We start from the raw sequence: 14,156 nt of genomic DNA, 5'->3' as shown, positions 1-14,156 counted from the left end.
TCAGATCACTCCAGCAACGAAAACCAGGCCGGTCACCATCGACACCGCAAAGCCCCAGCCTATCCAGGCGACGCGCGCATCCCGCGGCGATCGCCAGGGCAGCAGCTCAAGCGCCAACAGGCGCAGGCCGAAGAACATGTGCAGGGTCAGCAACAGCACCAGCCCCCATTCGCCGAACTTCATTGCAGGCATCTCGGCAAGTTTCAGGAAGCCGTCCAGCCGCGCTTCATCCAATGCCATTGCCAACACATAAAAGTGGGCCGGCAGGAACAGGGCCAGCGCCAGGCCGGAAATGCGATGCCCCAGAAACGCCCAGTACGCCTGATGGTTGCGCGCGGATTTCATTGCATCAGCCCTCCCACAGCCGCCACGGCGCGCACGCCCAGGACAAGCAGTCCCGCCCCAAAGGCCAATCCGATGACGGATGCCGCACGCCGCCCAATTCGCAACCATTCGATCAGGATGTTGCGCACCCCGATGGGCACGTGGACTGATACGCTCAACACGAACAAGCCATAAAAGGCGATCCAGAACCAGTTCCCCTGGGTGCGCGACAAGATCTCGCCCGCGGTCAGACCGCCACGGACCGCATAAATGACCAAGCCCACATGCACCAGGACGAATGGCGCCATCACCATCGCCGTCAGGCGCTGGAGCGCGAAAAGCCAAGCTTCCATGTCAGCCCCCCTTGAGCAGGCTCAGGATGGCGCTGCGCTTGAGCCCCGCAATGCTGCCGGTGGGGCTGAGGCTGACCGGACAGTGCTTCATGCAACTGCCCTGGGTGTGGCAGGAATTGCAGCCGCTGCCGGAGGTTGCCTTGTGCAGCACCTCCTTGGGATGGGCATGCCGTTCGTCATTGAAGAGCGTCCACGCGCGGTTCAGGGCGGCCGGCCCCAGGTAATCCTTGTCCCAGGACACAACGTCACAGGCCGCGTAGCACACGCCGCAATTGATGCATTCGATGGCGGCGTCGGCCTGCTTGCGCTTTTTGCTCTGTGGCGATACCAGCGCCGGCGGATCATTGCGGGTAGCCGTGCCGACAAAGGTGTTGCCGGCGCGCGCCCACTTCTGGAAGAACTCGCTCATGTCGACAAGGAGATCCTTGATCCGCGGCATATTGCGCATCGGCTCGATCACGATCACACCGCCTTCCTCGACGCGGCTCACGTGAGTCCGACAGGTCCAGCGGGGCTTGCCGTTGACCGTCATCGCACAGGACCCGCATACGCCGACCCGGCAGGCGTAGCGGTACGAGAGACTGGGTTCCTGAGTCCGTTGCACTTCGGTCACCACGTCCAGTACCGTCTGGTTTTCACGCCAGGGGACTGAGTAGGTCGAATAACTTCCATCTTCGGTTCCCCGAGAGATGCGGACCGTGAGCTGTCTCTGATTCGTGGAGTTCTTCGTATCCATTTTCCGCCCTCGGACGACAGGTTGCGTCCATGAGAAGAATTCTGGATCTTGCGTACATTTGAATCAATATAGATTAGGTTGATATTTTTTGAAGTTAATTTCGGCCCGCCCATAGGGGGATGTTGACGATTTCGCGCCTTCCGCAGCGCCGCATGTTCAACGATTGACGATCACTGGCCGCCTCCGGACACCAGACGAGGCGGGAACCGGGCGCGCCCACACCCCGCGCGGACCTGAAAAGCGTCTTTTTAAAAATTAGGTATACTTCCGCCTCTCTTGCCGCAAGCCTGTTCCGGATCTCTCCGATCACGAATGGCGCCAGGCAGGAAATGCGGGAGTAGCTCAGTTGGTAGAGCGCAACCTTGCCAAGGTTGAGGTCGCGAGTTCGAGACTCGTCTCCCGCTCCAGATTTTGATTCAGGCTTTCTTCATCGGAAAACCTGAACTTCTTGAAAAAAGGGCCCGCGGGCCCTTTTTTCTTTCTGCGCACAGATGCCCGTCGCGACGGCGTGGCTCAAGGCTCGCAATGCAATTTGGCACGCTCATAGTTGAGCGCCTTGTTGCGTTCAGGCAGCGCATAAGAGGCGGAGCACTGCTGATTTCCCCAACGGATCCGCAACGTTCCCTGGTCCTCTTCAACCAGTGCCAGTGCCATGCCACTGGGGTCGGAAATCGCCAGCTGCTTGCCACCGGCATTTTCCACGGAAGCACCGAACGGAATCTTGCCGCCTTGATGGTCATACAGCTCGAACTGCACACGCCGGCCGGTCGTGCCGGTATAGCGGGCCAGCGTAATGGCGCCACGACGCGGCACAAGCTGCTGAGTCGCGTTGTCGATCTCGATGTCCGCGCCCAGTTCTCGCGTATCCAGGCTGATCCAGTTGACCCGATACGGCTGGGCGCTAGGAACGACCGCGTACCCGTTGTAGCCAGTGGCGACGCCGCTATAGCTGCTGATCTTGGCGCCTTGCACGCCAGGCACCTCGACCAGCGCAAAGGTCTCGCCCACGGTCTGCCCCATATTGACGCCCCCCGAATGCGCAACGACCGAACCCGCGACGTTCAGGCTCTGAGCGTTGTAGCCTTGGCCTTGGCTGTGGCCCGCGCTGATGTCCGCCACGGATGTACGCGTACTGATGGTGGCCGACGCCGACCGGTCTCCGCCACTGCGCGCTCCGCCCTGGATGGAATAGAAAGTGTTGGCCTCTTCGGTCAGATAGCCGTTGATACCGGCCTGAACGCTGCCTCCGCTCTTTTGCGAACTGGTGGTGACAAACGCGCGCGGCGCCCGCGAACGCCCGCCCAACGGGAATGAGATCGACAGGCTGACCATGGTATCGCCCGCAGCGCTTCGGCCACCAATATCCCTGCTGCGGCTCACGTTAAGGCTGTAGCTGACGTCCCCCCAGTTGTTGCTGTAGCCGGCCGAGATGCTTTGCAGTCCGCCGCGGTTCCAATAGCGCTGGTCACTGCCGCTTACGTACAGGCTGCCCCATTGCGCCTGCTCGCCCAGGCTCTGGTTGATGGTCAGGTCGGTCCGGGTCTTGGAGTAAGGCGTCCGGGAAAGCAGGCCGGCGCTTCGATCTTCGACGTGATTGGCAAGCGTGCGGTAGCCCTCGGTCGAATAACGATGGGCTGCCAGCGTGAATGTCGTTGCCGTGCCGGTAAAGGTCTTCGCGTACAGCGCGCGCAGGCTGTTACCCGACTTATCCTGGCCTTGGCCGTGGCCTTTGCTTGTGGAGTGCGTCCAGTCCAACGACATTGCGCCTATCGGGGTATTGGTTCCCACGCCAACAGCCAGCGCCCGGTATCCGTCGGTAGCCTGCAGCCCCACTATCCCCGTCAAATTGCTGCCGAGGCCATACGCAATGTTGCCGGTGATCAACTGAGGCGTTGCAACGCCCGCGCTGTTGCTGCGATAGCGGCCCACAGAGAAGCTGTATTTCAGCTGCCCTTCGCGCACCATGATGGGCAGGCTGGAAAAGGCCTGCTGGCTTACCCTGCGCCGCCCGTCGGACTCAATCACGGTTATCTCAAGATCGCCGTTGGATCCGCTAGGGTAGATATCGCTGATTTCGAACGGGCCCGGCGGCACGTTTGTGGAGTAAAGCAGATAGCCGTTCTGCCGGATTTCCACGGTGGCGTTGGTCTGCGCAACGCCACGGACGATCGGCGCATAGCCGCGTTCGCTGTCGGCGCGCATGCCATCATCGGACTCCAGTTTCAGACCGCGGTAGCGCACGCTGTCAAACAACTGCGCATCGCTGAAAACATCCCCTGCGCTGAACTGCCCTTTGAGCGCGGTCACGTCGTGCTGCAGGTAGCTGCGATTGCTCTGGAAAGTGCTAGGGCGCCCCGTCCCGTGGCTGAAGTTGGATTCGTTGCGAAAGCGCCAGCCTCCCAGGTTGATTCCGTTGCGCAGGCCCAGGTTGTTGTTGTAGCGCACGCCGCTGACGCCGCCATTGCGGTTCGCGCTCACCTGATAATTGATGAAGGCGGCGGGAACCCCGTTGTCCCATAAGTCGGGATCCACGTAGCCGCGTATGCCTCGTTGCATGGCGACCTGCGGCACGCTGACCAGCAAACGCATGCGGCCGGCATCAAAGCGTACCGTCGCCATATCGATCAGCCCGGCAAGGTCCATGCAGGACTGTTCCGCCTTGGGGTCGATCTTTCCTTGGGCTCGCAGCTTTTCCATGTCGATACCCAGTTGCGTCAGTACGTCAAGGGTAAGGCAGGGCTCGACGCGGCCATTGGCCGGATTGCGATTGAAGCTGATTTCACGCCGCCCAACCAGCACCTCGTTGCTATAAAGATCGACCCGATAATTGCCGGGAGGCACATTGGTGCCCGCCAACAGCAGTTGCAGGTCCACTGATGAGGGTGCGTCCTGAAAGAAGGCAGTATTGAAGGCAAGCAGTTGCGGATCCGCGACTTCTTGCTCCGAAGTCGCCGCATGCGCGCAGGCGCTCTGGATGGCCAGGGTCAGCGCCGCGAGCTTCAAGGTCGCGGGAAAGATGAGACGCGCACGCGCGCGCCTGCCCTGGGAGGACCAGACATCGAACATACAAGAAATCCCATTTAATCCATGAGGTACCGCAAGCACCTCGAAGACGCACACCGAAGCGGTACAAACGCCGGCAGCGTCAGGGCGTGGCAGTGGTCTCGATAACCTTGGCGGTGCGACCTTGATTCGGAGCAAGGCGAACGCGATACTCGTTCTGTGCGCCGTAGTCGTTAATACTGATGAAGGTCAGGCTCGCAGGTGCGCTAGCCGATACCTTGGCAAGATTGAAGGTTCGGGATTGCCCCGGTGCAATCGTTGCCAGCTCGGCGGCCACCGCCGAATGATTTCCAGCGTCGACCTTGAGGTCCGCCATGGACACGTGGTAGACGCTGGGATTGCGGACCGACAACACGGTCGAGCCGCTGTTCTGCGTCAACTGCCACACCAGTTCTTCAGGCGCCGTCAAGGCGCTGCCGGGCAACCCTGCCGGGCGGAAGAAGATCTTTATCCGCTGGCGCACAGCCAGTTGCAACGTGTTTGCCTGCTCGCTGGCCTTGGGAATTTCCTGGACGTTGAGCCACACCATGGATTCGCGGTCGGCAGGCATGCCGACGCCTTCGTACAGAATGCGCAGCAGCTGCTGCTCTTTGGCCATGACCCTGGCCAGCGGCGGCGTGACCGCGAACGGAACGCGTTGGCCCTGCCCTTCATCCGTGTCTATCCAGGACTGCACCAGCACATCCTGACCGCTGTTGCGCACCGTAAGGTTGGCCTCTTTGTGCGCGCCATCGAAGATCACGCGAGTGGCGCTCAATGAGATTCCACCCATGGCAGGCGCAGCCGCAAGCACGCCCAGCAAGCCCAGACATGCGGAAAGTCGTTGGAACAACATAAGCAAATCTCATCCCTATTCGATTGAAGCGGACGGCGAGGCTCGGCAGAGCCTCGCCGCTGACGACCCAAGGGGTGAGACTTACTGGTACTGCAGGATGAACGGGAGAGTGGCGTCGCCGCGGCCGGCCGTGGCAGAGCCTGCGGCGCCAGTCGTGACGTAGGCAGCGGAGAATCGCAGAGTGGCGTCGCCGCCGGCAGCGCCGCCGCGCATGTCGCTCTGGATCAGGGAGGTGGTCTTGGTGCTGAGATCGATCTTTGCGCCATTGCCGTCGATCAGCGCAATGCCGACGTTCTTGGCTGCATCGCTGCCCGGATCCAGGGCCAGCACGCCCTTGCCCGTCACGATGCCGGAACCACCGCCCGCGGCGGGGTCGAAGACCATGGTCACCTTGGTGCCTTGGTTGCAGTTGACGTTGAGGTTGAACTGCTTGCCCGTCACACGGCCGGACGCGGGCGATTCGGCAGTGCCCATGTCCTTGATGGAGACGCTGCCCATATCCACCGCGATCACGCGGTCGGAGTCGGTGCCGTCGACCGAGCAAGCATCATTGTTGATGACGCCGCTGAAGGTGATCTTGCCTTCACCGCCCTTCACAGGAGCCGGAGGATCGGCAGCGAAGGCCCCAGCGGAAAACACGAGCGCCGACAGGGCAACGGCAGCGACGGAGAGTTTATTCATAATGGATTCCTAGTTGATCAGTGAATGTCGTAGCAATCGGGCTACGAAATTCATTAAAGCAACGCGGCGCACCATCACGAATCAGACAATCCTTAGAAATCAAGCATTTCACTCAACTGAAGTAGCGATTTTCCATACAGTACGTCATCAGTTCCTGGTCACTATTGAGCTCAAGCTTGCGCATGGCGGACATCTTTTGGGTGCTGATGGTTTTGGGGCTGCGATTCAGGCTGCGCGCGATTTCTCCCACGGTCTTGCCCGTCACGAATAGCCGCAGAATCTCCCGCTCTTTGAAGGACAGGCTGGCGAAGCGGTGGTCCTCGTCAAGTGCCGACTCGCCGCCCGACTGCGCGTCCCACTGCGAGCCCCGGTATTGGCGGCGCAGAAAGATCGCGCCCAGCGCGCGCTCGATCTCCGTGTGCATGTGCCGCTTCTGAATCACCCCCACAACTCCCATGTCCAGCAGACGCGCATGGACCGTAGGCGTGGAAATCATCGTCAATACCAGCACCTGGATCTGCGGGAAGTTCCGGATCAGATAGTCGATCAGTTTCAGCCCATCCCCGTAGGATGAGTCGTCCGGCATGTTGTAGTCGGTAATGACCACGTGGACGGGCTGCTCCTGCAAAAGCTTGACCAGTGCGCTGGAGCTCATTGCTTCGCCTATGACACGAAAGCGCGCGTCTCCCTTGATCAGTTCTCGCAGACCGAACAGCACGATCGGATGGTCGTCCGCGATGATGACGTTTAGTGTTTCCATAGAACCTCCGCGAATGGAGTTTTGCATGCCACCGGCCTCTTGTGGGCGGCATGCATGATGTTTTTCTAGCCCAGCGCCTTGGTCAGCTTATCAATGTCGCTCAATAGTTGCCCCACTTCCTGGTGCAGCGATTCACTGAAGCCTTCGGTGGCGAGTTGGATCTCCGCCTGCGAACAGCGCCCTGACAGGGTCGCTGCCCTCACGGCCGCAAGCGCGCCCGAGATCCTGTGCAGGAACTGTCCAGCCTTCGCAAGATCCCCCTGATCCCAGGCGTCCCGGATGGCCAGGATATCCGCCTCCATGGTCTGGACGAATATGCCACGCATCGCGGGCGGCAGGCTGATCGGCGATTCCCCATCCTTGCCATCCCCATCCTCGCCATCCTCGGCCGCTACCGCCTCGGGGTGAGAATCCCGCACCGCGTCATGCGCGGAGCCCAATCCCAATTTAACCAACTCGGCGCGCAGGATCTTCAGCGTCAGGGGTTTGACGAGCCAGGCGTTCATCCCGACTTCCAGGCAGCGCGCGCCTTCCTCACGCATGGCGTTGGCGGTTACCCCGATTATGGGCAAGTCCGCGTCCTGCTCGCGCAACGCGCGGGCCAGCTCATAGCCATTCATGAACGGCATATTGACGTCGGTCAGCACCAGGTCGAACTCACCCGGTTGCCACAGCCGCAAGGCTTGCTGGCCATTGTCGGCAACGACGACGCGACAGCCCAGGGCTTCGAGCTGTTCCCGTACGATGCCCTGATTGATCGGGTTGTCTTCCGCGACCAACACATTCAAATGCAGGTCGGCGCTGAGGGTAGCGGGACGTTCATCCGCCCTGCCTTCATCCCCCCGGCTCAACTGCCGCACGGCACGGGCGATTTCCCGCACATCGAACATGCTCGCGTCCAGGTCGCCTTTGGCCTCCCCCGCGGCGGCTGCGGCGTGGCAGCAAATCCGCCGCCCGGGCCAGGACGGCGCCCGGTCGTCGGGTAGCACGTCAACCAGCACGGCCCCGGGCGACATGGCGCTGGACACCGCCGGCAGCGGACGAGGGTTCAGCCCCAGGCGCGCCAGCCAGTCGCAATAATGCTGGGCTAGCTCCTCCACAGGGGCTCGTACGAACACTGCCGGCCGGTCCGCGCCGGGCGTCGCCGGGACGGACAAGCCGCGGCCCGCGACAGGCAACGAAAGCCGCATGACGAAGCTGCTGCCCAGGCCGGGGTCGCTCACGACCTTCAGTTGCCCTCCCATCATTTCACAGAGCCATTTGCAGATCGGCAGTCCTAAGCCTGCTCCGCCTTCGTTCGACACCTCGCGAACCTGGTAGAACAACTCGAACAATCGGGCTTGCTGCGCTTCGGACAGCCCAACGCCGGTGTCGGCGACCTGCCATTCCAGGGTTACCTGGTCGTCGGAGCTATCCAGCACGCGGGTGCGCAGGACGACCCGTCCTCGATCCGTGAACTTGATGGCATTGCTCAGCAGATTATTGAGGACCTGCCGGATCCGCATGGGATCGCCGAACACGCGATCGGGCAACGCCGGATCGGCACAACCGTAGAGCAGCAGGCCCTTGCGCTCGGCAAACGCAGCGTAAGTGCGCAGGGTGTCCTCGATCATCTCCAGCGGACAAAACTCCACCGGCTCGAGCGCCATCTGCCCGGATTCGATCTTCGACACGTCCAGCACGTCGCTGATCAATTGAAACAAGGTCGCCGATGAGCGCTGGATAGTGTCCAGATAGTCTTGCTGACGGGCGGTCAGCGGAGTCAATTGCAGCAATTCCAGGGTACCCAGCACGCCGTACAGAGGCGTGCGGATTTCGTGGCTCATGGTTGCCAGGAACAGCGTCTTCGCCTCATTGGCGGTCGCCGCCTCGCGCCTCGCCTCTTCCAGCTCGCGCGCGTCTTCAATATGCCGGGTGACATCATTGAAGGCGTAAAGCCGCACCTCTTCCCCTTGGTAGCGCGTGGACACAAAACCGACCTGCAGATGACGCCCCGCGACCTCCAGGTGGTGTTCGTTGGCCCCTGCGGTGTCTGGCAGATGGTCCAGGGACGCGAGAGAACCCACCGTTCCCCGCCAGGACTTGGCGCGCTGGTTTTCCAGCACCACGTGGTGATCCGGCAGGCGCACCACGCAAAGGCCGGTAGGGGCGGTGTCGATCACCGCGCGGCTGAAGGCTTCGCTTTCGGCGATTCTCGCGCGGGCCTGGTCCGCGGGCTGGATGACTCGCCGACGGTACCAACGGTTTACCGCCCAGCCAAGGCCGATCACGCAAAGAAAACCTGCACCAAGAGTGATCAAGGAGCCCAGTGCGTAACGGGAGAAGCTTTTGTAGCCCAGGGTGTACACCGCCACCCACGGCGCCCCTTGGTGATTGACCAGCTTGAACACCAGCCCGTCGGTGTTCAGGTTGAATCCCTCTTGCAAGGCAGGATCAGGACTGGAGACTCCCTTGAGGATTTGCCCCGACGGCGTGACAAGGGTGAGCTTGTCATACACCACCCAATCCATGGTGCGCTGGAAGTCGTTGGCCTGGACCAGGTCGAGCATGACCGCGGCTGTCGCCTGGGTGCCGGCGCTTTTGATCCTGCGGTATTCCGCCGGCAGGTCTATGGTGGTGTACGCGAGCAGGCGAGCGCCCGTGCCTGTGTTGCCAGCAGGACCGTAGGATCGCCACTCCACTTCTGTATCGTTGGCCTGCGGCGAGCGCGCGCGTATCGTGTCGAGCACCTTTGAAAGCGCATCTTGATCACGTTCCGTGGCGCTGCGCTCTCCCCGCGCGGGGACAACCAGATCGAACTCACCCCGCCGATTGAACAGGAACGCGCGCGGCGACTGGTAATGCGACGTAGACCAGAACGCGCTGTAGTAACTGCTCAGTTGGGCTCCCAAGCCCTGAATCAGGGCGAGATCCTTGGGGTCCCTGGCCTGCACGTTGACGCGGGCATTGAACGGCATGGAAAACACGTTTTCCTGGCCGCGGAAGATGGCCTCTTCCGCAGCAGGCTCGAACACCTGCATCTGGGGAATATCGCCGCCCAGCAGATCGCCCTGCAAACTGCGCTGGCGCAAGGAGACCAGAAACAGTTCCTGTTCCTGGATATTCTCCATGAGACGGGTGAAATGAAAACGCACCGAGTCGTGGTTTTCGTCGACCAGCCGCTGGAGCAACCAGTAGGTGGAGCCGACGAGCAAAAGCACCACTCCGCCCAGAATCATCACGCCCTTGCTCAGCCGCAACGAACTGCGGGCAAGCTTCTCCAGAACGGCATAAGAATGCTTCATGATGAATCGCATGACCCCACATTGCTTTTATCGCTTGGAGTCTACACGCGAATCACGACACATCACTTGACCAAAATCCGCTCAATGCACGAATTGCGAACCGTCGACCTTCAATAGATGGAGAAACTGGTCGGCGGGCACCGCATGAGAGATCAGGAAGCCTTGGGCATGGCTGCATCCAATCTTGCGCAGCAGGGCCAGTTCAGCGGCGTTTTCCACGCCTTCGGCGACCACGCTCAGGCTAAGGCGCTTGGCCAGCTCCACGATGCTGGACAGGGTTGCCCGCAAATTGTCGTCTTCGTGGCAGCCTTGGACCAGCGCGCGGTCTATCTTCAGCTCGGTGAACGGTATGGAAAGCAGGTTGACGTAAGAGCTATAGCCCTTTCCGAAATCGTCTTGCGACAGGCCGAATCCTTTCATGCGCAAGCGGCAAGCGCCCGCGTAATAGTTGCTGACCTGCTCGGGCATGGAGCACTCCATCAGCTCGAAACTGATCTTTCCGGGGACGCCCTTGTGACGCAAGACGAACTCCCACAGACGATCTGCCAGATCATGGTCGTTCAGCAAGTGCGTGGGCAAATTGATCGATACCGGCACGTCAAAGCCCCGCGCCCGCCAATGGGCCTGGACCTCCAGGCTTTGTTCCAGGACCAGCCACAGCAGGCGTTCTTCCAAGCCGCTGGCCTTGACGGAAGGGATGAACGCCCCGGGCAGCATCACCCCCTGAGTGGGGTGCCTCCAGCGCGCCAGCGCTTCCGCCGAAACGATACGGCCGGTGCTGAGGGACTTCTTGGGTTGGAACCAGGCCTGCAATGCGCGGCTTTCCAGGGCGTCGATCAGGGTCAGGCGATCGTATTCAACTTTCTTGGGAGCCGCGGGGCGCGCGGAGCGACGCTGGTCGCGCACGTGTTCTACCACGCCCCGCAATGCCTGGGACGATACCGGCTTGGATAGCAGGCCGACGACTTCGATGCCCAGATGCTTGGCAACCAGTGACGCACCGGTCAACATGCGGCGAGAGGCCGAGCTCATGATGGCCAGGCCAGGCTTTCCCGGAAGCGTGGCCAGTTTCTGGATGAACTGGACCCCGTCCATTCCCGGCATCATGAGGTCGGTCAGCACCAGGCCATACTCGCGTTGCCGCAGGCGCTGCAAGGCCTCGCCGCCGTCGCGCGCCATGTCCACATGCACTTCGCCCAGCTCGGTCAACAAGCGCTGGAGATACATGCCCTGGAACGGGTGATCCTCGATAATCAGGATTTCACGGGGTTTCATACATACTTCCTTGGTATGCGACCAGGCAATGGAATAGCGCCTGTAGGGTGAAGGGCTTGATTAAGCAATGATTCATGCCGGCGGCCATGCATAGCTGGTCCTCGCCGCGCATGGCATTGGCGGTAGCGCCGATGATCGGCACCGTGCTGCCCTCGCGGCGCAGCGCCTTCGCCAGTTCATACCCATTGAGCCCAGGCATATTGACGTCGCTCAGAACAATGTCGAAGTCGCCCTCGTGCCAGCAACGCAAGGCCTCTTCGCCGTCGGTCGCCAGCACCACGGAGCATCCGAGCTGCTGAAGCTGGTCGCGCAGAATCAGCTGATTGATAACGTTGTCCTCGGCGACCAGGACATTCAGGCCCAGGTTCGCATCCGCCACGCCGCCCGCGCCAGCCCGGTCCGCCCGAGTGCGCCCAGCGGCTTCTTCGTGGGCGTCCCAAAGCCCCTGGGCCTGGCAGACGGCTTGATGGATGGCGGCCAGATGGCTGACGTTGACATACCAGGATTCGCCGTCCTGACGGGGATCGCTGCATCCATCCGCACTGGCGATGACGCGTCGCCCGGCCCATCCGGGCGCCAGTTCGGCGGCAAGCTTGCCGGGATGCGCTTCCAGCAACAACGCGGACGACGGCGCGGCTCCCGCCAGGCCAACCTGGGCTCGCGCTCCCCAACGGCGCAGCCAGCCCGCCAAGGATTCGGCCAGCTCGTGCAGGGGAGAAATCACATGGATTCGCTCCGGCAGGATGTGGCAGCACGGCGACTCCGGGTCCATCGGCAAGGCCGGCTCCTCCAGGGGCAGCAACAAGGAGAAGCTCGTGCCCAGGCCCAGATCACTGACCATGCGCATCTGGCCGTTCATCAGTTGACTGAGCCGCTGGCAAATCGCCAGGCCCAGGCCGGAACCCGCCACCACGTTGGTACTGCCTTCCGTTTGATAGAAGGGCTCGAAGATGTAGGGTTGATCTTCTTCTGCGATGCCCCGTCCATTGTCCGTCACCTGCCAAAGCAGGCAGGAGCGCTCATCCTGCCGGTCCAGCAGTTGCACACGCAACACGACACGCCCGTAGTCCGTGAACTTGACGGCATTGCTCACCAGATTGTTCAGTATCTGCCGAATGCGCGCGTGATCGCCTTGCAGCCGCAAGGGCAGTTGCGGATCCAGGCAAGCATAGAGTTCCAGACCTTTGGCCAAGGCAGCCGCACTGTAGCCCTGGATTACTTCCTGGACAATCTCCGTCGGGGAGAACTCACTGACTTCCAGCTCCAGCTGGCCGGCCTCGATCTTCGATACGTCCAGTACGTCGCAGATCAACTGCAGCAAGGTCGCCGAGGACCCCTCCAGGGCCCGCAGATACTCGCGCTGCTGAGCGTCAAGGGAGGTGCGCGCAAGCAGCTCCAAGGTGCCCTGCACGCCATACAGAGGGGTGCGGATTTCGTGACTCATGGTAGCCAGGAACAAGGTCTTGGCGGCATTGGCCGCATCGGCAGACTGACGCGCCGACTCCAATGCCGCTTCGGCTTGCTTGCTCGCGCTGATGTCGCTGAACACGCAAAGCAGGACGTCCTCGCTCTTGTAGCGGGTGACCACGCTACTCAAACGCAGATGGCGCCCCTCAGACGTCACGAAACTGACGTCATGGGGCACATTCGGTGCCATGAATGCCGATCGGATCCAGCCGCGGCAAAGGGCTTCCCGTTCGTCGCCAGTGCCCAGCCACTGCTGGGCCAATTGGTTTTCCAGCACCATCTGCGCATCGCTGCGGCGCACGACACACAGGGCCACTGGCGCCATCTGGATCAGGTCGCGACTGAATGATTCGCTCTCGATCAACGCCTGAATGCGGTGGATGGTAGGTTTGATAAGCCGGTTGTCGAAGCGGCGCATCAGCAAAAGAATCATCGCGATACTGATCACGCAGAACAGCAGCGCGCCCAGCAATTGCTTCCACAGGCCCAGCAAGACATCCGCCAGGCCGATGGAGTACACCAGCTGCCAATCGGACGACATCAGGCTTTTGCGAATGACCAGGTGGTCGGGAAATAGGCCATCGCCGACGAAGCCGAAGAAGTCGGCGCGTTGATGTTGAAACAGCGACCAGCCATGACGCTCGTGAGGCATGTTGCTGAATACCAGCATGCCATCCGCATTGAGCATCATGAATTCGCCCGCGCTCTGGTCGCTAAGCGTTTCTGACACAGCCCGGCTGTTCATTTCGAGGGCCAGCCAGCCGGAATTAGGATCGTTCCGATCCAGCCGCTTGAAGATGTAGAGGTATGGGTCCTGCCTGTTGCGATTGGTCAGCCACAATTCTTGCAATGGCGCTCCGTGATCGTCCCGGAGCGCATGCAGGCGCAGAAGGATATGGCTGGGCAGGACAGGCGTTTCTTCGGAGGCGTTGAACAGGCGGGTGACACTTGAGCGCTGATCGCTTCCCACATACAGCAGGTTCACTTGCTGCGCGGCGAGATAGTTGCTCATGCGCCGCGTCAACCAGATGCTCCATTGGTTTTCCGGTGGCTCGCCCACGAGAAAGTGCACTTCTTCCACCGAAGAGGCGTACGCCAGCGACCCCGACGGATTGACGTGGCGGACGGCCGACAGGCTCAGGCTTTCCAGCAACGCCTCGCGTATGGTGAAGAAAGTGTGCGCTTCGGCAATCGCGCTGCTCATGTATCCCCGACGCTGGGAGATATCGTTGTTGAACGTGAACAGCAGGAAATTGTAGGCGCCGCTGAGGATGCCGATCGACAACACGGCGGCAAAGATCCGAAGCAAGCGCCGAACGGCTTCAGGACTGGAAAGCAACGGACTGATCTGCTGCAGGTAGTTCTTTAATCTCATAAT

General features: G+C 61.2%; 10 protein-coding genes and 1 tRNA gene. 1 reads left to right on the top strand and 10 read right to left on the bottom strand.

Annotated elements, in window-relative coordinates; translation table 11 throughout:
• The 3 genes from VCS63_RS08100 to VCS63_RS08090 are packed head-to-tail and all read right to left on the bottom strand — an operon-like array spanning position 1 to position 1,413.
• Complete coding sequence (locus tag VCS63_RS08100; RefSeq protein WP_063642180.1) at positions 1–345, bottom strand: succinate dehydrogenase; 345 nt, start codon at positions 343–345, stop codon at positions 1–3.
• Positions 342–677 carry a succinate dehydrogenase gene (locus VCS63_RS08095; RefSeq protein WP_323879253.1) on the bottom strand — a complete coding sequence of 112 codons (336 nt, stop codon included), beginning with the start codon at positions 675–677 and terminating at the stop codon, positions 342–344. Before VCS63_RS08095 ends, VCS63_RS08100 begins: the two co-directional genes overlap by 4 nt.
• Position 678: 1 nt before the next feature.
• Positions 679–1,413: a succinate dehydrogenase/fumarate reductase iron-sulfur subunit gene (locus VCS63_RS08090; RefSeq protein ID WP_323879252.1), complete on the bottom strand. Its 735-nt coding sequence runs from the start codon at positions 1,411–1,413 to the stop codon at positions 679–681.
• Between the two features lie 331 nt (positions 1,414–1,744).
• Here VCS63_RS08090 and VCS63_RS08085 point away from each other — a divergent pair.
• Positions 1,745–1,820, top strand: a tRNA-Gly gene (locus tag VCS63_RS08085).
• 106 nt (positions 1,821–1,926) lie between these two features.
• Here the strand turns inward: VCS63_RS08085 and VCS63_RS08080 are convergent.
• From VCS63_RS08080 to VCS63_RS08050, 7 genes are all read right to left on the bottom strand, one after another.
• Entirely contained in the window at positions 1,927–4,479 is a 2,553-nt protein-coding gene (locus tag VCS63_RS08080; RefSeq protein ID WP_323879250.1) for a fimbria/pilus outer membrane usher protein, read from the bottom strand.
• A 79-nt stretch (positions 4,480–4,558) separates the two neighbouring features.
• A complete protein-coding gene (locus tag VCS63_RS08075; RefSeq protein WP_063960027.1) occupies positions 4,559–5,311 on the bottom strand; it encodes a molecular chaperone in 753 nt (250 codons plus the stop codon).
• An 81-nt stretch (positions 5,312–5,392) separates the two neighbouring features.
• A complete protein-coding gene (locus VCS63_RS08070; protein ID WP_063960026.1) occupies positions 5,393–5,992 on the bottom strand; it encodes a fimbrial protein in 600 nt (199 codons plus the stop codon).
• Positions 5,993–6,104: 112 nt separating this feature from the next.
• Positions 6,105–6,752 carry a response regulator gene (locus tag VCS63_RS08065; RefSeq protein WP_063642183.1) on the bottom strand — a complete coding sequence of 216 codons (648 nt, stop codon included), beginning with the start codon at positions 6,750–6,752 and terminating at the stop codon, positions 6,105–6,107.
• A gap of 65 nt (positions 6,753–6,817) precedes the next feature.
• Positions 6,818–10,048, bottom strand: a complete 3,231-nt coding sequence (locus tag VCS63_RS08060) for a response regulator (RefSeq protein WP_323879249.1) — start codon at positions 10,046–10,048, stop codon at positions 6,818–6,820.
• A 69-nt stretch (positions 10,049–10,117) separates the two neighbouring features.
• Entirely contained in the window at positions 10,118–11,311 is a 1,194-nt protein-coding gene (locus VCS63_RS08055) for an EAL domain-containing protein (RefSeq protein WP_042796572.1), read from the bottom strand.
• Positions 11,298–14,153, bottom strand: coding sequence for an ATP-binding protein (locus VCS63_RS08050; RefSeq protein WP_323879246.1), 2,856 nt, complete (start codon positions 14,151–14,153; stop codon positions 11,298–11,300). Before VCS63_RS08050 ends, VCS63_RS08055 begins: the two co-directional genes overlap by 14 nt.
• Positions 14,154–14,156: the final 3 nt, after the last annotated feature.

This window comes from Achromobacter sp. D10 (assembly GCF_035282245.1).
GTDB classification, from domain to species: Bacteria; Pseudomonadota; Gammaproteobacteria; order Burkholderiales; family Burkholderiaceae_B; genus Achromobacter; species Achromobacter insolitus.
Note: the sequence above shows the minus strand (reverse complement) of the source record. Positions and strands in the feature narration are given on the sequence as shown.

Coding starts and splice junctions, on each gene's coding strand:
- VCS63_RS08100 (WP_063642180.1), bottom strand. CDS start 345: ATGAAATCCGCGCGCAACCATCAGGCGTACTGGGCGTTTCTGGGGCAT.
- VCS63_RS08095 (WP_323879253.1), bottom strand. CDS start 677: ATGGAAGCTTGGCTTTTCGCGCTCCAGCGCCTGACGGCGATGGTGATG.
- VCS63_RS08090 (WP_323879252.1), bottom strand. CDS start 1,413: ATGGATACGAAGAACTCCACGAATCAGAGACAGCTCACGGTCCGCATC.
- VCS63_RS08080 (WP_323879250.1), bottom strand. CDS start 4,479: ATGTTCGATGTCTGGTCCTCCCAGGGCAGGCGCGCGCGTGCGCGTCTC.
- VCS63_RS08075 (WP_063960027.1), bottom strand. CDS start 5,311: ATGTTGTTCCAACGACTTTCCGCATGTCTGGGCTTGCTGGGCGTGCTT.
- VCS63_RS08070 (WP_063960026.1), bottom strand. CDS start 5,992: ATGAATAAACTCTCCGTCGCTGCCGTTGCCCTGTCGGCGCTCGTGTTT.
- VCS63_RS08065 (WP_063642183.1), bottom strand. CDS start 6,752: ATGGAAACACTAAACGTCATCATCGCGGACGACCATCCGATCGTGCTG.
- VCS63_RS08060 (WP_323879249.1), bottom strand. CDS start 10,048: ATGCGATTCATCATGAAGCATTCTTATGCCGTTCTGGAGAAGCTTGCC.
- VCS63_RS08055 (WP_042796572.1), bottom strand. CDS start 11,311: ATGAAACCCCGTGAAATCCTGATTATCGAGGATCACCCGTTCCAGGGC.
- VCS63_RS08050 (WP_323879246.1), bottom strand. CDS start 14,153: ATGAGATTAAAGAACTACCTGCAGCAGATCAGTCCGTTGCTTTCCAGT.